Source organism: Halopseudomonas sp. 4NH20-0008 (assembly GCF_057548395.1).
In genome coordinates this window covers 266,947-284,474 of the sequence record NZ_BAAJMD010000002.1, presented here as the reverse complement: position 1 = coordinate 284,474, position 17,528 = coordinate 266,947, and the positions used below count along the sequence as shown (strand labels likewise).

Below are 17,528 nucleotides of genomic sequence, written 5' to 3'. Positions count from 1 at the left end.
CCTGAGCTATAGCGCAAACAGACTCAACGCCTCAGGCGTTGGCCAGGCCTGCGTTCATAGACGGTGTGCCACCGTAGGCTTGCATGGACTCGATCAACACAGCTGTTACCGCGGGATCAAAATTGGCCTTATCAAGCGTTTCCACGTAGGTATCCAGGGCTTCGATACGAATTTCGTCGATATCGGTTTTCAGGTCACCCAAAGAGAGCGCACCGCAATCGATATTCAAACGATCACACAGGAAGTGACAGCTGGTACTGACCATACTGAACAGCTCTGGCATAACGCGGTGATGGGCCCACTTGAGACTTTCGTGAACGCCTTCAGGATCCTTTTCGATCAGACCACGAATGCGCGTCAGACCAATTTCCAGGTGCTCCAGCTCATCTTCCAGAATTTTGCCGGCCAGCGCCGACGTATCAGGATCACCCTGACGCTGCAGGGTACGATAGAGCACGATGGCCATGGTTTCGGTCATCAGATCCTGGATCACCAGGCATGCGGCCAGATCCTTGTTCTGCACAGCGGTGCTGAAATGGCGACGGATATTGAACCATTGTGGTTCAACGATTTCTCGCATGACGTTGTAGTCGTGGCGCTTGCCCAGACTGGCCAGCATCAGGATATGCTTGGACTCTTCATGGGCCTGCTTAACGGTTTCGATCTTGCTTTCGGTATCCGGCATCAGCGGTACCATTTCAGAATAGTTCTCAACGGCCATCACTTCACCAGCAATGGCGTTCGAGGCAATATAGGCAATCAGGTTGAAATAACCATCGCTCTTGTTGTGCTCAGCGCCAAGCTCCTCGCGGCGACTGACTGAGCGCAAATCGGCGGGGGCTGACTGGGTTGATTCTGTGTGACTGCACATCTCGTTCATGATGATTCCTCCTATCAGGCTTCAAGGACAATCCCTTGCGACCCATGATCGGAGGACTAATACGAGAGAACAATAGAACATATATTCTATTCATCCCCCACCTTACTTGCCTTTAGGATGCTTCAAAGGTAAAGATGAATGCATTGGACGCGAATTACGTTCTCCATGGAGTAAGGACATCATGAAAATCAAGTTCTTTAATGCCCACCACCTTGGACTGATAACATTATCGGTGCTGGGTACACTTCTGCTTGCTGGCTGCAATCAAACATCGGATCAAGACAATGCTGGCCGCATCAGCATTGTCGGCTCAAGCACGATTTCTGCATTGATCGGTGAAATGGGCAAGGTCTATGAGCAAGACAACCCCGGCATCAGGATCGATGTTCAGTCCGGTGGAAGTTCACGCGGGATAATGGATGTGCGCACTGGCACAGCCGAACTTGGCATGGTCTCACGGGCCCTTAAGCCAGACGAAAGTGACCTGCAGAATGTGGTCATCGCTCGCGATGGTATTGGCATGATTGTTCATGAGGACAACCCGGTCACCGGCCTGAGCAGGGAGCAGGTTATCGGTATTTACACCGGCCAGATCACCAACTGGAAAGAGGTGGGTGGCCATGATCTGGCGATTACCGTGGTGAGTAAAGCCGAAGGTCGCTCTACCCTGGAAGTCTTCAGTAATCATTTCGGCATGTCATACCGAGAGATTAGCGCCCACGTCATCATTGGCGATAACCAGCAAGGTATTCAAACCGTTGGCGGCTCAGCCGCAGCGATCGGGTATGTATCCATTGGTTCTGCAGAATATGAAGCAGAGCAGGGTGCTGCGATTCGCCTGATAGCCGTTGACGACCAGGTACCGTCCACCGAGGCCGTAGCCTCTGGTGACTACCTGATGAGCCGCGATCTTAATCTGGTGTACCAGGAACCGATTACCGATCAGGTACGCAACTTCCTGGCCTTTAGCCGTTCCAGTGCCGCCTCAGAGCTGGTCAACCGTATGTATCTGATTCCGGTAACACAGTAAATCTCCGTCTGACCTGAGCAGGCTAGCCAATGAAAGCGCCAACATTTGGAATGATTGCGCCAAGCCTTCCAGCAACACGACGAGGGTGGCTGTTTTGGCCCATCATGGGCGGGCTCGCCTTGATGGGGGCGCTGATCATTGTTCTGATTGTCGCGTTCCTGTTACGCGAAGGCTTCCCGCTGCTTGCCCAGGGCGGCATCACGCGCTTCTTTACCGACGAAGGCTGGTGGCCGCTCGAAGCCAGCTTCAATATGACGCCGATGTTGCTGGCCAGTCTTTATCTGACCCTTGGTGCCCTGGTGGTGGCAACACCTCTCAGCCTCGCAATTGCTCTGGTTACAACATTCAAGGCGTCCGCGGGCCTGGCACGCTTGCTGCGCAACCTAGTGGAACTGAGCGCTGCGGTGCCAACCGTGGTATACGGCCTGTGGGGCGTGACGTCGATCGTGCCCATTCTGAATATGTGGAATCCACCCGGTGCCAGCCTCTTGGCCGGCATTCTGGTTGTGGCCCTGATGATCATTCCAACCATCACGCTGCTGACTCAATCTGCGCTGCAGACAGTGCCACAAGCTTATATTCAAGGTGCTGCCGCACTGGGTGTGTCGAGCAGTCAAACTCTGCTGCGAATCGTCATCCCCTCAGCCAGTCAGGGTATTTTTTCAGCCATGGTATTGGGTGCTGCCCGGGCCATAGGTGAAACCATGGTGGTACTGATGGTGTGTGGCAATATTGTGCAAGTCCCCACCTCGCTGTTTGATCCGGTCAGGGCCTTGACTGCCAATATCGCACTGGAAATGCCTTATGCCATGGGCGATCACCGTGCCTCTCTGTTCGTGGCCGGACTGGTGATGTTGATGCTGGTCAGCGTACTGGTCGCCTTGGGCGAGTGGGCTGGGACGCGGCAGCGGAGGATGGCCGCATGAAACTGGGTCTAACTCAACCACTCAATTACCGTGAAACGGCCTGGAACGGGTTAATGTATGGCCTGACTCTGGCCGCTTTCGCGATGCTGCTATGGCCGCTTTTCACCGTCTTCAGTAACGGATTTCAGGCACTCAGCCTGGATTTTCTAATCACCAACCCGTCAGACGCCGGACGCAGCGGGGGCATTGCTCCGATTCTGGTCTCGACTCTGGCTATTGTCCTGGTCAGCCTTATCGCCGCCTTGCCTCTGGCCTTTGGTGTAGCGGTAATGCTCACCGAAGGCTTTGATCCAGAAGGCTGGCCAGCGCGGCTGCTGCGCTGCAGCCTCGACATACTGGCCGGTATTCCGTCAGTGGTATTCGGCCTATTTGGACTTAGCTTTTTCTGCCGTCAACTGGGCTTGGGTTACTCGATTCTGGCTGGCGGGCTAACGCTGGCTTGTATGATTTTACCTACGCTAGCGCGGTCAATTGCCTTTTCTCTGGAGTCCGCCGCTTACGCACATCGTTCTGGCGGTGCCGCACTGGGTCTGTCGAGACAATCGGTTTTATGGCATGTGCTGGTTCCAGTTGCGCTGCCAGGTATTTGTGCAGGTATTGTCCTGGCGATGACACGCGCGCTGGCAGAAACCGCCGTTCTGCTTTTCACCAGCGGCTACGCAGACAGAATGCCCGAGTCCCTGCTTGATTCCGGGCGCAGTATTTCTGTGCATATTTATGACCTGTCGACCAATGTACCGGGCGGCAGTCCCAATGCTTACGGTTCAGCCCTGGCGCTCCTGCTGCTGTTGGCCATGCTCAGTTTCAGCGTGCATGCCATCACCCGGTGGATGCAGCGGCGCATGACGGGCACCACAACTCGGAGTCACTGAATATGATCACTGAACATGGCGCCATCGCACTGAAGCCCTCAGCCCAGTCTTCGGCCATACCGCCAGAATCTGTCACTCAGTTGGAGGGCCTTGCGGGGGACTATATTGAAATCGACAATCTCTCGGTGAGCTATGACAACTGCACCGTTGTAGAGAATGTGACATTGCGCGTTCAGCGCAACTCAGTTACCGCATTGATCGGCCCGTCCGGATGCGGCAAATCGAGCCTGCTTTACTGCCTGAACCGTCTCAACGATCTGGTGCCTTGCTGCTCAGTGGAAGGCTCGGTCAACTTCAGTTGGATGGACAGCCAGCAGCTGGAAAAAAATGCGACCCAATTGCGCCGACAGGTCGGCATGTTGTTTCAACGACCCAACCCCTTCCCTTTCTCGATTCGCAAGAACCTTGAATTCGCTCTCCGGCAGCATGGGATCAAAGACCGTGTCGACATCAGCCGTCGTGTTGAATCTGCACTACGTGAGGTTGGTTTGTGGGACGAGGTGCATGACCGTCTCGACAGCTCAGCCATGTCCTTGTCAGGCGGTCAGCAGCAACGCCTGTGCCTTGCACGGGCGCTGATACTGGACCCGGATGTGTTACTCATGGATGAGCCCTGCAGCGCCCTTGATCCAATCTCAACCGAAAAAATTGAAACATTGATTCGCAGTCTGTCAAAACAGCGGACCATCGTTTTGGTCACCCACAGCCTTAATCAGGCAAGACGAGTGGCCGATCAGGTTGCGGTGTTCTGGAAGGTGGATGGTGTCGGTAAGCTGATCGAATGTGGCAAGGCACATGACGTCTTTGAGCAGCCACAGCATGCCTTGACGCAAAGCTATCTGAAATTTGCCTGAATCGGGCTGCAGCCCTTTAAAAACGGCATGGTATATCTGTTCCATTGTCGTCATAGGGTTGCGATTCCTACCATGGAGGCATGAAAACACATACCTTTGATTCGTCATATTACTCCACTGCGCGAGTGCTACCACTCCCGCTTCACGCTCACACTCTGCTCACCCATGCAGCACAGGTACATGCCTCTGCCACTGTGACCTCCGTGGCTCTGGACGGCACGATAACCAAGCAATCCTATGCGCAATTGGCAAAGGCTGTAGAGCAGCGCAGTGCCGAGCTGCAAAGGCAGGGATTGCTGCCTGGGGATGCGCTGGTCAGCTTTGGTTTGAGCTCCCTGGAACAACTCACCTGGCTTTACGCCGCTCTGCAGCAGGGGGTGACAACACACCTGTTCAACCCACAGCATCGCCCCGAGGATCTGACCCTTTTCCTCCAGCACCTTTGCCCCTCTCTGCTTTTGCATGACAGCACCACAGCTGATGCTGCCCGCGCCTTTGCCGAGAGGTTCAAAGACATGGCACTGCGCGACATGGCATCGCCCGGCGTCGAGTCAACAGAAGCCTACCGCGCACCCGTGTTCGACGAACAGACGCTCTCGCATGTCTGTTATTCCTCCGGTACCACAGGTATTCCCAAGGTAGTTGCCTACACACACAGATCCACCCTGTTGCATGCCTGGGCCTGCGCCTTGCCGGACGCCATGGCGCTGAGTAGCACTGATCGTGTGATGCCCCTGATGCAGAACTTCCATGCCAGCGCCTGGGGTGCGCCCTTTGTGTGTCCGCTGGTCGGTGCCGACCTGGTTCTGGTACCGCTGAATCGCGATCCTGCCCAATGGTTTCAATGGATCGAGGAGCACAAGATCACCGTACTCGGGGCGGTGTCTGCCCATTGGCTGGCCCTTGCCCAGTACATGCGTGCCCATGGTCTGCGCTTCAGCACCCTGCGCCGCACCGTGGTTGGCGGGACCCGACTGCCCTTTGAGGTGGCACTGTTTATTCAGGAGGTTTTGGGCGTCGATGTATGCCATGCCTGGGGCATGACAGAGACATCACCACTGGCCACCATTGAGCGCTTTAATAGCAACGATGCCTCACTGCGGCATGGCAAACCCGTCTTTGGCATCGAGATGGCCGTGCAGGACCGCCAGGGGGGCTGTTCCACCAAGGGCACCGGCGAGCTAATGGTCCGTGGGCACTGGGTTGCCCATTACCCTGAGGGTGACGGCGAGTGGTTGGCTACCGGCGACTTTGCCACATTACACGACAGTGCCCAGCTGGAAGTCATCGACCGCATGGAAGATGCGTTGGTCTGCAATGGCAATCCGCTGTGCTCGGCCTTGATCGAGCACCAGGCGCGCCTGGTTCCCGGTGTCGCAGATGCGGCCCTGCTGGTCACCGGACGCGACAGCAATCACTGCGTGCTGGCCTGGATAGCCGCAGCCGAATCCGACCCTGCAACGGTAGATCTGGCTCTGCAGCAGCATATCGCCAGTGCCTTCAATGGCTGGGTTCCGACGCACTGCACCCTGGTGGAGAGCTTTCCCTACACCCCCTCTGCCAAGGTGCAGAAGCATCTGCTCAAAGAACACATCGCCAGCCTCCATAACAATAACGAGACGTTAAGTCCCCGTTTTTCCTGCCGAGGTCATGACTCATGACAGACATAACAAAAACACCCGCAGCAGATGCGATTAAACACAGTGGCAGCAAGAGTTCATTGCCCCTGGAAAAATACCTTACCTGGGTAGTAAATCATCGCGCCTGGGTGATCACCCTGATTCTGGCTCTGTCTGTTTTCTTCGGTTTTTTTGCCGCAAAACAGCAGGTCATCATCAACCCTGCCGCGGTAGTGCCGCAAAGTCATCCCTACATTAAGGCCACCAATACCATTGAACGGATTTTTGGCTCGAAGTACCTGGTTGTGATCGGCCTGACGCCGTCCGAGGGCGAGGCCCTTCAGCCTCACGTTTTGGAAGCCGTACGGCGCATTACCGAGCGACTCTATGCGGCTCCTTCGGTCACCAACCAAACACTGCTCAGCCTCTCTTCGCGACAGGCCAAGAGCATAGCTGGTAACGCTGAAGGCTTTGAAGCCCGGCCCTTGCTGGCGGATCAAATACCGACGAAAAGCACCGAACTTGACGCTTTGAAGAAGGCAATTATTGCCAATCCGATTTACCGCGATGCGGTGATCTCAAGTGACTGGCGTACCGCAACCATCATGCTTGAGCTGAAAGAAAACGCGAATGGCTTCGGCGCCATGCTTGAGGAAGTGCATGGGATTCTGAGCGAGGAAGATCTCCAGGGCATCAATGTGTCCCTGAGTGGCAACCCGGTTTTTCTTGAGCAAGCAGAGATCTTTGCAGATCGTATCAACTGGCTGTTTCCGATCGCCGTGTTGGTCATTGGCTTGTTGCACTTTGAGGCCTTTCGAACTGTACAGGGACTTATACTACCGCTGGTTACCGCCTTGCTGTCGGTAGTCTGGGGCGTCGGTATCATGGGCCTGATGAAGGTGCCTATGGATATCTTCAACTCACCCACACCGATACTTATTTTGGCAGTAGCCGCCGGGCATGCTGTGCAGCTACTGAAGCGTTACTACGAGCATTTCATCGAGCTGGTCAACGTGCAAAAAATGGCCCCGCATACAGCCAACCGTATTGCAACCATCCAGTCCCTCACCGCAGTGGGCCCGGTGCTGGTGATCGCAGGTGGGATTGCCGCATTGGGGTTCTTTTCACTGGTTGTCTTCGAGCTGGAAACGGTGCGCGCTTTCGGCATCTTCACCGGTATCGGCCTGCTCTCTGCGGTGCTACTGGAGTTCACCTTTACTCCAGCCGTGCGGGCCAGTTTGAAGCCGCCGTCAGCCGCGCACATAGATACTGAAATGAAGCCGCGTATCTGGGATCGCCTGAGTGCAGGCATCGCCCAAACCGTGGTCAGTTCGATCAGTCGTCGCTGGGTTCTGGTGTTCTTCGTGGTGCTGATCGGTGTGGCGATCGCCGGCTGGCCGAAAGTGCATGTCGATAACTCAAGCAAGAGTTTCTTCTCCGACTCGTTGCCGATACAGCAGGACGACAACCTGCTCAACGCCCAGACCGGTGGCACCAACGTGTTGTACATCATGGTTGATACCGGGCAGCCCGACGGCATCAAGGATCCGCAGATACTGAGTGCCATTCGCGCGATCCAGGCGGATGCAGCCACCCGGCCGATCGTGGGCAAAACCCTGTCCATTGATAACTTTATTCAACGCATGCACCAGGCCGCGCTAGGCGATCCGGCACAGGCTCAAGCGCTTCCCGATGATCAGGACCTGATCGCCCAGTACCTGTTCCTGTACTCCATGTCTGGCGACCCTGAAGACTTTTCAGCCCATGTTGATTACGACTATCAACGAGCCAAGATCTCGATCATGTTGCGCACCAACAGCAATGCCGAAATTGATCAGCTGGTGAATGAGTTGAGCACCCTGGCCGACCAACGCTTCCCCGACCATGTAACGCTGTCATATGGCGGCGAAGTCGCGCAGACACTCGCCGTTACCGATGTCATGGTGCATAGCAAGCTGCTCAATATCGGCCAGATTCTTACCGTGATTTTCCTGGTGGCGGTGATTGCCTTTCGCTCGTTTGTTGCCGGCTTGCTGGTGCTCTCGCCACTGTTGGTGGTGCTGTCTCTGGTGTTTGGTGTGATGGGCTACTTCGGCGTGCCACTGAACATCCCCAACTCTCTGATCTCGGCCATGGCCGTGGGCATTGGTGCCGACTACGCGATCTACCTGATCTACCGCATCGGCGAGTACACAAAACAGGGCCAAAGCCTGCCGCACGCGGTTGAAATGGCAATCAAAACGGCTGGCAAGGCCTGCCTGTTCGTTGCCACCGCGGTGGCCGGTGGCTATGCCGTGCTGATGTTCTCCTACGATTACAAGGTACATATGTGGCTCTCGACCTTCATCGTTCTGGCTATGCTGACCAGTGTCCTGGCTACCCTGACACTGATTCCGAGTGTAATTCTGACTTTCAAGCCGGCCTTTATTTTCCGCCGCCGTTCCGGGGATGGTGGCGCTGTGTTGCTGATCATTCTGGCCTCGATCGGCTTTCTGACCTACTCACAGGTGGGCTGGTCAGCGGAGCAGGAAGCCGCGCAAATTATGGAGCGCAATGCAGCGGTGACGCGCTTCAGTACCTCGACTGCAGAGGCTGAATTTGTCCTGGAGAACAAGAGTGGTTCTACCCGCACTCGTCGCTCGAATATGGCCTCTAAACTGCAGGAGAACGGTCTGGACACCATACGCCTGGTCCGTTTCGATGCTCCTGCAGATATTCGCGGTACCACAACCCTGCTAATTGAACACACTGCCGCCGATGACGACATGTGGGTCTACTTGCCGGCCATGCGCCGTGTGCGTCGCCTGGTGGCCTCAAACAAGAAGGACAGCTTTATTGGTACCGACTTCAGCTTTGGCGATGTCATGGGCCACAAAGTCGAGGACTGGCAACACAACCTGTTGCGCCAGGAGCAGCGTGATGGTGTTGAACACTATGTCATCGAGTCGCTGCCGGTGGACGACGACGTACGCACCCACTCAGGCTATGGCCGGCGGGTAACCTGGGTACGCGTCGACAATTTTGCCACCAGCTATGTAGAGGCGTTTGACGTACATGATCAGCCCTACAAGACCTTCAATTTCTCCGATATCCAGCAGGTTGATGCGGAGAACGACAAGTGGCAGCCGATGCGCGCCGAGTGCACCAACCTGCAGAGCGGCCATAGCACGACCATCAGCTTCAGTAACTTCAGGGTCGGTGAGCCGCTCAGCGACAACCTGTTTTCCGCGAACAACCTGGCTACCAACTAAGGGGCAAATGATGTGTGTATCTCGACTGCTCCTTGTGCAGGCCAGTGCGCTAGCAATGCTACTGCTTGCGACCCAGGGGTATGCCAAACCCGCACAGCTGACCGGCGAAGTCACCGCCGGTCTGTGGTCATCCAACCGCATGCTGGACGACAGGCACGCCGTGTCATCCAATCGCCTCAAGCTCAATCTTGACTGGCAGGCCTCTGACAATCTGCAATTGCGCTCAGTCGTCTGGGCGCTCTCCTCACCAGAGCGGCTGGATGGCAAGCGCGAAGATGCCGGGGTAACTGAACTTTATATCCGTAACAGGGACTGGCCCTGCACCCCGGCACTGGGCAAGAAACTGGTGCTCTGGGGTCGGGCAGACGGCATCAACCCGACTGATCTGGTATCACCCACCAACTTCCGACGCCTGACCCCGGAAAACAATGACCAGCGTTCTGGCAATTGGGGCTTGCATCTGGATTGTGCAGCGGGCTTGGGCCGGTTGCAGGTGCATGTACTGGACCGCTTTCATTTCAATGATATGCCACTGCGCCAGACACCCGGGGTAACCTTTATCGAGGAGAATCCCAGCGTCCGCCCAACGCTGGCGATGAAGTATGACGTGCTGGGTTCCAGCGCTGATTGGTCAGTCAGCTTTATCGATGGACACGACCCCTTTCCTACCTTTGCCGTTCGCAATATGACACCCCAGGGCATCACCCTGGGACAGTACGCCACGCGCATGCGTATGCTCGGCAGCGACCTGACCCTGGTGCGCGGCGAAACGGCCTACCGAGCGGAAATTGCCTGGATCGACTTCCAGCAGGCCTCGGCCGCATCGGTTGCCCGGAGGCGACCTTACACCTCGCTTATTGGTGGCGCCGAGTGGTATCTGGGGGATCGTGAGACCGTGTCTGTACAGGGTTTCTGGCGACACCTGGAGTCTGTTTCGTCCCGTCCCGGCAATCCGTTGATGGAACAGATCCAGGAAGCCCAAGCGCTGATCAGTAACGAGCGGGATACCGATCAGTATGGTGTTACCTTCAGGTACGCCAGACCCTTTCTCGACTCCAAGGCCAACCTGGATATCTTTGCTGTTTGGACCGAGCCACGGGGAGACTGGATGCTCAGGGGGCGCGTCAAGTACGCCTTGACCGACAGCTGGCGTATCAACACCGGTTTTGATCTGTTCCGCGGACCGCAGGATGCCTTCCTCGGTCAACTAAGGAACAACTCGCTGACCTTCGTCGAGGCCAGTTACCTGTGGTAGGGCGCTAAATACGGCTAATATCAGCAAAGCCGCCAAACACAACGGGCCAGTGCTTGGCATTAACCCGTTCGTTTGGCAATCTGACCTGCCTGGCCACCCGCCTGCAGATCCAAACCGGAGAGACCCGATGCACGTCTTGTTCATGTGTACCCATAACAGCTGCCGCAGTATCCTCTCGGAAGCTCTGTTCAACCATCTGGCGCCGGCCGGCATGCACGCCATAAGCTCGGGCAGTTTTCCCAGTGGCAAGGTAAATGCCCGAGCTCTTAAAACCCTGGAAGCCGCAGGCATCCCAACCCAGGGTTTGACCAGCAAAGCATCGGACGCCTTTGAACATGCCCCGCCCGACATCGTCATTACCGTATGTGATCGTGCCGCCGGTGAGGCCTGTCCGGTGTTTTTTGGTCCTGCCCTGAAGGCCCACTGGGGCCTGGCTGATCCGTCAGCTATCACAGGCAGTGAACACGAGATTGAAGCGGCTTTTCAATCAACCCTGGCGCAAATCGATCGACGGGTGCGGGCCTTTATCGCCTTACCCTTTGCACAGATGAGTCAGGATCAGCTCAAGACCGCGCTGGCTGAGATTGGGAGTCTCTAAGCTTAATTGGCAGGGGCTCAATCCAACTTCAACAACAGTGAAACAGCCAGGCTCAGCAAAATCAAAGCAATCAGCGAATCAAACAGTCGCCAGGCACGTGGGCTGCTGAGTTGTCTGGCCAGCAGGGGCGCAGCTATGACCAGCGCGCTAAACCACAAAAACGATCCCAGACAGGCGCCCAGTGCATAAGCCAAGGGGCTGGCTTGCTGCGCACCAACACCCCCAATCAAGACCACGGTGTCCAGATACACATGCGGGTTAAGCAGGGTAATGGCCAGGGTCGCGGTAATCAGCTTTCCGGTGCCGCCAGACTCCAGTCCACCCTGCAGGGCCAGACTGCCTTGTCCGCGCCAGGCGCGCTGTGCTGCCTGGTAACCGAGCCAGAGCAACAGGGCGCTGCCGCCTAGAGTCAACACCGGGACCAGAGCTGGCAGCTGTTGCTGCAGTGCATCCAGGGCAAACACACCGCAAACAATCAGCACACTGTCACAAGCGATGCAGATGCCTGCTAACAGCATACGGTTTTGCCCCCGCATACTTTGCGTCAGTACCCAGGTATTTTGCGCACCGATAGCAACAATAAGACTGAGCGCAATACTCAAACCAGCGAAAAATGACCCCATAGGACCTCCTGTTAAATCAGGTCGCCATTCTCGTCCGGGTGGCATATATTAATCCAACGAATAAATCTTCTTCAGGATTAGTATTATTAATGATGGATTATCGCCTCCTATCGGCGTTGGCTGCGGTGGTTGAAGAGGGCAGTTTTGAGCGTGCAGCCCAAAGGCTGTATTTGACCCAGTCGGCAGTCAGTCAGCGCATCAAGCAGCTGGAAAGCCGCCTTGGGCAAGCCACACTGCTGCGCACCAGCCCGCCAAAGCCAACCGGCTTTGGCCAGCAATTGCTCAATCATCTGCGCCAGGTTGAACAAATGGAGCTTGAACTGGGGTTGGGTGATCCGCAGGAGGCACCAACCCTGAGACTGACGGTGAATGCCGACTCACTGGCAACCTGGCTACCGACAGCATTGGCACAAGCGCAGGATGCCTTTCCGGGCCTGCGCTTTCATCTCAGCGTGGAGGATCAGGCGGTGGGACTAAAACGAATGAAAAATGGCGACGTCATGGCCTGCCTGTGTGCCAGTGACGAAGCAGTCAACGGCGGCCGCGCCGAGTTTCTTGGCTACTTGCGCTACCGCGCCGTCGCTACGCCGGACTTTATTGCCAAACACAGTGCACAGCTCGGCAAAGACCATTGGCTTGGTCGCGCACCGTGCCTGATCTTCAATCAGGATGATCGTTTGCAACACGAGTATTTGAGTCGACATGGCGCGGGCAGCCCGCAACACTGTCATTATTGCCCCAGCTCGGAAGGTTTTGTGCAGTCAGTGCAACAAGGCATGGCGTTCGGACTGATCCCGGAGTTACAGATAACCGATCAGCTGCGCAGCGGCAGCCTGGTTGAGGTGCTGGCAGGTACGCCGGTGGATGTACCCTTATACTGGCATTACTGGCGCGCAGAAAGTCCGGCTCTTAAAGCCGTTCGCTTAGAGGTAAGACATGCTGCCCGGCAAGTACTGCTGAGCAGTTCAAATTAGCCGCTCCTGATCAACACCCGGAGCGGCCAAACCGGTCTAAAAGCTGAACACCCTGCGCTCAGGTTGAAGCATGGCAGCGGCCATGGCATCCGGCATAGCTACACCCACACCGTCCTTCAGGTGCTCAATAGCATGGCCGGTATTGGGTAAATACAGCGCACAGACCGAGACAATAGCGCCCTTCTGCATGGCGGCACCGAGCAATTGCGCCGGTGTAACCTCATTCGGCTTGAGCGGCTCACCCCCGGCCTCCCGCAAGGCCAGATCACCCGCTTGATCGCACAGCAAAATATCCACCTGAGCACCCTGAGCCTGCATCTGGTTGGCCAGCACCATGGCCATCCCCTGGGTCATACCGCTCTGGGCACTGAGTATCACCGTGACCTGCTGTGTGTCGGCCTGGGCCAGTGCAGCTGCCCCAGACAAGGCCATTGCCGCCAATAATTTTTTCATCACTATTCTCACTTACAAGAGGAGGGCTTGACCGCACCTGACCCTGTTGGACCAGGCGCTGGACAACAGTTCACTTCTTCAACTGACAGGTACGTATGCCCAACAGGGTGTAAGCCGGACACCAGTTGAGTACGCCAGTTGCCAGCGGCAAAATGCCAATCCAGGCCCATAGCGGACCGCCCAATACCGCCCAGGCAATCAGTGCCAGACCCACGACAATACGAAGTACCTTGTCGATGCCACCTATATTTTTTTGCATGATGCTGCTCCTCTGATAGTGCAAGGGTAAAATTACGGCCGGTACATCTTGTCCGGGTTCATGCGTGGGCTCCAGGGCAGTCCAGTGTTCTGCCATCCCGATTGCAGGCGGAAGCCTGCTTTCGGTCCCTCCCTGATGCTCGGCCCCTGAAAACCGTCAATCACATAGCGGGCATTCGGGAAGCCGTTTTCCCGCAGAAATTGTGCGCTTGGCTCACCGCGCTCACTGCCGGATCGGCACAAGGTAATAATCTCGGCATCCGGACCAAGACCGCGCTCAGCCAAAGCAGCGCCAATCTCTTGGAGAAAGTTCGGGTTACGGCTAATGCGGTAAACGCCACGCTCTGCATCCCATTGGCTACGATCAACCAATAAATAGGGAATGTTGGTGTGAACCGCATCGGTAAAACCGACAAACATGATTTCCACCGGATCGCGCACATCCACAAACAGCATCTGGCTGTCAGACTGCTGAACCTTGACGTACACCTCTTCAGCACTGATCGCCATGTCGGCGGCCTTCAGACCCGTACTGGCCAGAAGCAGAATCAGGCTGCTCATCAACACTTTCATTGTCTTATCTCCCATGTTTGGTGATTACTCAAAAGTGGGCAGAGTCGGTGTAACAACCGGTCTGCAGGCCTGAACCCAAGCTTCGTAACCGCCGCTTATCGAGCGCACGTTGAGATACCCCATCTGCTCCAGGGTCAGTGCAGCCAGCGCCGAGCGACCGCTATTCTTGCAATACAGCACTATGTTGATGTCCCGAGCTGACAGGCCCGGCTCACTGCTCAACTTGAACTCCAGAATGCCGCGCGGAATATTTACAGCGCCACTCAAATGCCCCTCGCGGAATTCATCGGGTTCACGCACATCCACCAGCACATCCGCTTCCTGAATCGTGCTTTGCGCCTCTTCCAGGCTTATTTCGTGAATACGTGCCTTTGCTTCTGTTACCAGATCATGGGCTTGCTTCATGCCGGTCTCCTGCCATCAAGGGATTGGATTAAAAGGGGCTGATCGGTCTGCTGCCGGGTTGCCAGGGTCAGTTCCGGAGCCAACACCCTGAGCGCCTGGTACTGACTGATAAAGACCTGTCCACCAAAGTGCTCAAGGAAGCTGGAGCGCTTGAGCTGATCCATCACAGGGCCCTTGACCTCTGACAGATGCAACTGCACTCCAGCGGTTTTCAGTCGTTCGGCAATGGTTTCCAGCGAGTCCAGAGCACTGGCATCTATCAAGTTGACGCCGGGACACATCAACACGACATGGCGTACCTGTGGACGCGCAGACACCAACTCGCCGATCCGGTCCTCTAGAAAACGGGCATTGGGAAAATACAGGCTTTCATCCACCCGTAGCGACAGCACGTCCGGCGACTCGACCACGGCAAAGCGTTCAATGTTACGGTAATGCTCACTGCCCGGTACTTGCCCCACCACCGCCATGTGCGGCTGACTGGTTCGCCATAGAAAGAGCACCAGCGACAGGGCCACACCCATCAGAATGCCTGCCTCCACACCGATCAGCAGTACACCAAGAATGGTGATCCATTGCGCTGCACCATCCTGCCGTGAATAGCGCCAGGTGCGCCCCAGCGATCCCAGATCAACCAGACCCAGCACGGCAACAATGATGGTTGCCGCTAGTACCGCCTGCGGCAGATTGTGCAGCAGCGGGGTCAGCAGCATCACACTGGCAGCAATAGCCATGGCAGTGAATACACCGGCCATGGGCGTCTGCGCACCGGCATCATGATTGACCACTGAGCGTGCAAACCCGCCGGTAACCGGGAAACCACCGCTGAACGCCGCGCCCAGATTGCTCGCCCCCAGGCCCAGAAGTTCATTATCCGGCTGTATCCGTTCACGACGTTTGGCCGCCAGCGTCTGCCCGACCGATACCGACTCAACAAAGCCGACCAGACTGATCAGTAGAGCCGCTGGCAGCAATTGCAGAACTAGCGCCAGATCCAGCGATGGTAATGTGAATCCAGGTAGACCACTGGGAATTGCACCAACCACCTTGACCCCGGCCTGATCCAGCTGCAACAAGCTGACGACCAGGGTCGCGAGTACAATCGCCAATACCGGACCCACCTTGGCGAGATTACCCGCCAGCGTCGAGGACAAGCCGATACGCTGGAGCAGTGGCTTGAGCTGCGCACGCGCCCACCACAACCAGACCAGCGTCAGCGAACCGATCAGCAGAGTGGGCAGATGGGTTTCGGGGAGTGACTGCAGCAGTCCCAAGAGGGTTTGCAGAAGGCTGTCTCCCGGCACGGAGATGCCAAGAATATGCCTGGCCTGCCCCAGGGCAATGAGTATCCCCGAGGCACTGATAAAACCGGAAATGACCGGATGGCTGAGAAAATTGGCCAGAAACCCCAGCCGCAGCAGGGCCATACCGACGAGGATCAGTCCGGACATCAACGCCAGTAGCATGGCCGCGCCGATATAGGCGGGACTGCCCGCCGGGAATAACGGGGCCAGTGCGGCTGCGGTCATCAGCGAGACAATCGCAACCGGACCGACAGCCAGAGCGCGGCTGGACCCAAACAGCGCATACAGCAACAAGGGTAGAACACTGGCATACAAACCCATGATCGGTGGCAAGCCGGCCAGCATGGCATAGGCCAGACTTTGCGGAACCAGCATTAGCGTAACAATCAGAGCAGCAAGACCATCCTGCGCTGCGCTGACCTTGTTATAGCGGCGGCCCCAGTCAAGGCAAGGCAACCATTGACGCAGGCTCATTGGGCCGATGCCCCGCCGGCATGGACGACAAACACAGGGAACAGCCGCGGAGGTGCAAGCGACTTCATGACCATGTCCTCAGAGCTGGTCCAGTGGGATTTTAAGATATCGCACACCGTTATCCTCGGCTGGCGGCAATTGGCCACCCCGCATATTCACCTGTACCGAAGGCAGAATCAGTGTTGGCATCCCCAGGGTGGCATCTCGCGCCCGGCGCATCGCTACAAAATCACTTTCATCTATACCCTGATGCACATGGATGTTGTGTTCACGCTCCTCCGCCACTGTGGTTTCGTTGCAAAACTGGTCACGCCCGGGCGCCTTGTAGTCGTGACACATGAACAGGCGTGTTTCCCCCGGCAAGGCAAACAGCTTGCGAATTGAACGGAACAGGGTGTGCGCATCCCCACCCGGAAAGTCACAGCGGGCCGTGCCGTAATCGGGCATGAACAGGGTGTCACCGACAAAGCCGGCATCGCCGATCAGATAGGTCATGCAGGCAGGCGTATGACCGGGCGTATGGATGGCTCGAGCGGTCAGGCTACCGACTTCAAAGGTATCGCCGTCCTTGAACAGGTGATCAAATTGGCGTCCATCGGTGGCAAACCCAGTACCTGCGTTGAACAGCTTGCCAAAGGTGTTCTGCACCAGAGTGATCTGCTCACCAATCGCCAACTGGCCACCAAGCTCGCGTTTCAAGTAAGGCGCGGCAGACAGATGGTCAGCATGCACATGGGTTTCCAGTAGCCAGTCCACCTGCAGATGATTGCTTTTGACATAGTCGATGATGGCGTTGGCATTGTCGAAAGCAGTCTTGCCCGAGGCCGGATCATAATCCATAACCGAGTCAATGATCGCGCAACGCCCTGAAACTAGGTCGGCCACAACATAACTGTAGGTAAAGGTTGCCGGGTCGAAAAAAGTCTTTACATCTGGCTGCATGCTGCACTCCAAAATTATACCCCTATGGGTATACAGTTAAGATCAATCTTAACTGTTTTTCAATTCTATGCTTAGAATAAAATTGCATATATAAATACAGCCGACTCTCGCTCCCATTCCAATAAGAGAAGCTATCAATGCGAACTAAGGGGACAAAAAGGGGGGTAAAACGAAGTTCGCGCATTGCACGCAAACGCAACAAGCCTATAAATCAGCCGGCGGCTTATCCAGCTGCCG

17 protein-coding genes are annotated in these 17,528 nt (G+C 56.2%); 9 read left to right on the top strand and 8 right to left on the bottom strand.

Features of this window, described 5'->3' with window-relative positions; all coding sequences use genetic code 11:
• Positions 1–31 precede the first annotated feature (31 nt).
• Entirely contained in the window at positions 32–880 is an 849-nt protein-coding gene (locus tag AC27HQ_RS03505) for a long-chain fatty aldehyde decarbonylase (protein ID WP_487154544.1), read from the bottom strand.
• A 181-nt stretch (positions 881–1,061) separates the two neighbouring features.
• Here AC27HQ_RS03505 and AC27HQ_RS03500 point away from each other — a divergent pair, with 181 nt between their 5' ends.
• The 8 genes from AC27HQ_RS03500 to AC27HQ_RS03465 all read left to right on the top strand — a co-directional run bounded on the left by AC27HQ_RS03500 (position 1,062) and on the right by AC27HQ_RS03465 (position 11,285).
• On the top strand, positions 1,062–1,910 hold the full coding sequence (locus tag AC27HQ_RS03500) for a phosphate ABC transporter substrate-binding protein (protein ID WP_487154543.1): 849 nt from the start codon (positions 1,062–1,064) through the stop codon (positions 1,908–1,910).
• Between the two features lie 104 nt (positions 1,911–2,014).
• Positions 2,015–2,836, top strand: coding sequence for a phosphate ABC transporter permease subunit PstC (gene pstC / locus AC27HQ_RS03495; RefSeq protein WP_487154542.1), 822 nt, complete (start codon positions 2,015–2,017; stop codon positions 2,834–2,836).
• On the top strand, positions 2,833–3,708 hold the full coding sequence (pstA, locus tag AC27HQ_RS03490; protein WP_487154541.1) for a phosphate ABC transporter permease PstA: 876 nt from the start codon (positions 2,833–2,835) through the stop codon (positions 3,706–3,708). Before pstC ends, pstA begins: the two co-directional genes overlap by 4 nt.
• 2 nt (positions 3,709–3,710) lie before the next feature.
• Positions 3,711–4,562 carry a phosphate ABC transporter ATP-binding protein gene (locus AC27HQ_RS03485; protein WP_487154540.1) on the top strand — a complete coding sequence of 284 codons (852 nt, stop codon included), beginning with the start codon at positions 3,711–3,713 and terminating at the stop codon, positions 4,560–4,562.
• An 80-nt stretch (positions 4,563–4,642) separates the two neighbouring features.
• Entirely contained in the window at positions 4,643–6,223 is a 1,581-nt protein-coding gene (locus tag AC27HQ_RS03480) for an AMP-binding protein (RefSeq protein ID WP_487154538.1), read from the top strand.
• Positions 6,220–9,432: an outer membrane lipoprotein-sorting protein gene (locus tag AC27HQ_RS03475; RefSeq protein ID WP_487154536.1), complete on the top strand. Its 3,213-nt coding sequence runs from the start codon at positions 6,220–6,222 to the stop codon at positions 9,430–9,432. Before AC27HQ_RS03480 ends, AC27HQ_RS03475 begins: the two co-directional genes overlap by 4 nt.
• Positions 9,433–9,487: 55 nt before the next feature.
• Entirely contained in the window at positions 9,488–10,687 is a 1,200-nt protein-coding gene (locus AC27HQ_RS03470) for a hypothetical protein (protein WP_487154535.1), read from the top strand.
• 127 nt (positions 10,688–10,814) lie between these two features.
• Positions 10,815–11,285 (top strand): arsenate reductase ArsC, encoded by a 471-nt coding sequence (locus tag AC27HQ_RS03465; protein ID WP_487154534.1) that lies wholly within the window; start codon positions 10,815–10,817, stop codon positions 11,283–11,285.
• A 17-nt stretch (positions 11,286–11,302) separates the two neighbouring features.
• On the opposite strand, the gene AC27HQ_RS03460 is transcribed toward AC27HQ_RS03465, so the two are convergent.
• The gene (locus AC27HQ_RS03460) at positions 11,303–11,908 is read right to left on the bottom strand and encodes a LysE/ArgO family amino acid transporter (protein ID WP_487154532.1); all 606 of its coding nucleotides are present in this window, start codon (positions 11,906–11,908) and stop codon (positions 11,303–11,305) included.
• 89 nt (positions 11,909–11,997) lie between these two features.
• On the opposite strand from AC27HQ_RS03460, the gene AC27HQ_RS03455 reads away from it, so the two are divergent.
• Positions 11,998–12,882 carry a LysR family transcriptional regulator ArgP gene (locus tag AC27HQ_RS03455; RefSeq protein ID WP_487154531.1) on the top strand — a complete coding sequence of 295 codons (885 nt, stop codon included), beginning with the start codon at positions 11,998–12,000 and terminating at the stop codon, positions 12,880–12,882.
• 36 nt (positions 12,883–12,918) lie between these two features.
• Here AC27HQ_RS03455 and AC27HQ_RS03450 read toward each other — a convergent pair whose 3' ends face one another.
• From AC27HQ_RS03450 to AC27HQ_RS03425, 6 genes are all read right to left on the bottom strand, one after another.
• Complete coding sequence (locus AC27HQ_RS03450; RefSeq protein ID WP_487154530.1) at positions 12,919–13,335, bottom strand: hypothetical protein; 417 nt, start codon at positions 13,333–13,335, stop codon at positions 12,919–12,921.
• 70 nt (positions 13,336–13,405) lie between these two features.
• Complete coding sequence (locus tag AC27HQ_RS03445) at positions 13,406–13,594, bottom strand: YgaP family membrane protein (protein ID WP_487154528.1); 189 nt, start codon at positions 13,592–13,594, stop codon at positions 13,406–13,408.
• A gap of 32 nt (positions 13,595–13,626) precedes the next feature.
• On the bottom strand, positions 13,627–14,166 hold the full coding sequence (locus tag AC27HQ_RS03440; RefSeq protein ID WP_487154527.1) for a rhodanese-like domain-containing protein: 540 nt from the start codon (positions 14,164–14,166) through the stop codon (positions 13,627–13,629).
• 24 nt (positions 14,167–14,190) lie between these two features.
• Entirely contained in the window at positions 14,191–14,571 is a 381-nt protein-coding gene (locus AC27HQ_RS03435; RefSeq protein ID WP_487154525.1) for a rhodanese-like domain-containing protein, read from the bottom strand.
• On the bottom strand, positions 14,568–16,349 hold the full coding sequence (locus tag AC27HQ_RS03430) for a SulP family inorganic anion transporter (protein ID WP_487154524.1): 1,782 nt from the start codon (positions 16,347–16,349) through the stop codon (positions 14,568–14,570). Before AC27HQ_RS03430 ends, AC27HQ_RS03435 begins: the two co-directional genes overlap by 4 nt.
• A 78-nt stretch (positions 16,350–16,427) precedes the next feature.
• Positions 16,428–17,291, bottom strand: coding sequence for an MBL fold metallo-hydrolase (locus AC27HQ_RS03425; protein ID WP_487154522.1), 864 nt, complete (start codon positions 17,289–17,291; stop codon positions 16,428–16,430).
• Positions 17,292–17,528 lie beyond the last annotated feature (237 nt).

Bases quoted from the DNA above. Each gene is read 5' to 3' on its own strand.
- AC27HQ_RS03505 (WP_487154544.1), bottom strand. From the start codon at position 880: ATGAACGAGATGTGCAGTCACACAGAATCAACCCAGTCAGCCCCCGCC.
- AC27HQ_RS03445 (WP_487154528.1), bottom strand. From the start codon at position 13,594: ATGCAAAAAAATATAGGTGGCATCGACAAGGTACTTCGTATTGTCGTG.
- AC27HQ_RS03480 (WP_487154538.1), top strand. From the start codon at position 4,643: ATGAAAACACATACCTTTGATTCGTCATATTACTCCACTGCGCGAGTG.
- AC27HQ_RS03460 (WP_487154532.1), bottom strand. From the start codon at position 11,908: ATGGGGTCATTTTTCGCTGGTTTGAGTATTGCGCTCAGTCTTATTGTT.
- AC27HQ_RS03440 (WP_487154527.1), bottom strand. From the start codon at position 14,166: ATGAAAGTGTTGATGAGCAGCCTGATTCTGCTTCTGGCCAGTACGGGT.
- AC27HQ_RS03485 (WP_487154540.1), top strand. From the start codon at position 3,711: ATGATCACTGAACATGGCGCCATCGCACTGAAGCCCTCAGCCCAGTCT.
- AC27HQ_RS03475 (WP_487154536.1), top strand. From the start codon at position 6,220: ATGACAGACATAACAAAAACACCCGCAGCAGATGCGATTAAACACAGT.
- AC27HQ_RS03470 (WP_487154535.1), top strand. From the start codon at position 9,488: ATGCTACTGCTTGCGACCCAGGGGTATGCCAAACCCGCACAGCTGACC.
- AC27HQ_RS03450 (WP_487154530.1), bottom strand. From the start codon at position 13,335: ATGAAAAAATTATTGGCGGCAATGGCCTTGTCTGGGGCAGCTGCACTG.
- AC27HQ_RS03425 (WP_487154522.1), bottom strand. From the start codon at position 17,291: ATGCAGCCAGATGTAAAGACTTTTTTCGACCCGGCAACCTTTACCTAC.
- AC27HQ_RS03500 (WP_487154543.1), top strand. From the start codon at position 1,062: ATGAAAATCAAGTTCTTTAATGCCCACCACCTTGGACTGATAACATTA.
- pstC (WP_487154542.1), top strand. From the start codon at position 2,015: ATGGGCGGGCTCGCCTTGATGGGGGCGCTGATCATTGTTCTGATTGTC.
- pstA (WP_487154541.1), top strand. From the start codon at position 2,833: ATGAAACTGGGTCTAACTCAACCACTCAATTACCGTGAAACGGCCTGG.
- AC27HQ_RS03435 (WP_487154525.1), bottom strand. From the start codon at position 14,571: ATGAAGCAAGCCCATGATCTGGTAACAGAAGCAAAGGCACGTATTCAC.
- AC27HQ_RS03465 (WP_487154534.1), top strand. From the start codon at position 10,815: ATGCACGTCTTGTTCATGTGTACCCATAACAGCTGCCGCAGTATCCTC.
- AC27HQ_RS03430 (WP_487154524.1), bottom strand. From the start codon at position 16,349: ATGAGCCTGCGTCAATGGTTGCCTTGCCTTGACTGGGGCCGCCGCTAT.
- AC27HQ_RS03455 (WP_487154531.1), top strand. From the start codon at position 11,998: ATGATGGATTATCGCCTCCTATCGGCGTTGGCTGCGGTGGTTGAAGAG.